General features: G+C 53.3%; 2 protein-coding genes. Both read left to right on the top strand.

Features of this window, described 5'->3' with window-relative positions:
- A partial coding sequence (locus ACTJI9_RS22460) for a triose-phosphate isomerase (protein ID WP_440811035.1) occupies positions 1-231 on the top strand: 231 nt, incomplete at its 5' end.
- A gap of 26 nt (positions 232-257) precedes the next feature.
- Positions 258-529, top strand: a 272-nt coding sequence (locus tag ACTJI9_RS22455) for an RpiB/LacA/LacB family sugar-phosphate isomerase (protein ID WP_440811034.1), incomplete at its 3' end; no start/stop codon positions are given.

Below are 529 nucleotides of genomic sequence, written 5' to 3'. Positions count from 1 at the left end.
GCGAAGATCGCGGCTGTGGCCAGGTCGGTGCTCGGCACTGCTGTACCTGTCCTTTACGGCGGCAGCGTCAATCCTGAAAACTGCGCCGAACTGATTGCCTGCCCGAATATTGATGGCCTTTTCATTGGTCGCTCTGCTTGGGCCGCAGAGGGCTATCTTGATATTTTACAGCGGGTCGCAAAAGCAATTCCAGGAAAAGTGGGAACCGGTTTTCCGTCCGGAATTGCGTAAAGAACAGATCTAGAAAGGAAAAACTCATGAAAATAGCCATTGGAGCCGATAGTGCGGGTAAGCCTTTGCTTGATGTCATTGCTGCGCATCTTGCGACAAAGCCGGAACATGTCGTTGCAGATCTGAGCCAGTCCGGCTTTTATGCCGATCTTTCGCAAAAATTGGCGCAGACAATTGTCGATGGAGCCAATGAGCGCGGCATTCTCATCTGCGGCACAGGCATTGGCGTCAGTATTTCAGCAAACAAGGTGCCGGGCATTCGCGCCGCGCTGACCCATGATACCTATTCCGCCGAGCG

The sequence above is a fragment of the Phyllobacterium sp. 22552 genome (assembly GCF_052044585.1).
Lineage (GTDB): Bacteria > Pseudomonadota > Alphaproteobacteria > Rhizobiales > Rhizobiaceae > Phyllobacterium > Phyllobacterium ifriqiyense.
This window is presented reverse-complemented; position numbering and strand designations above follow the sequence as displayed.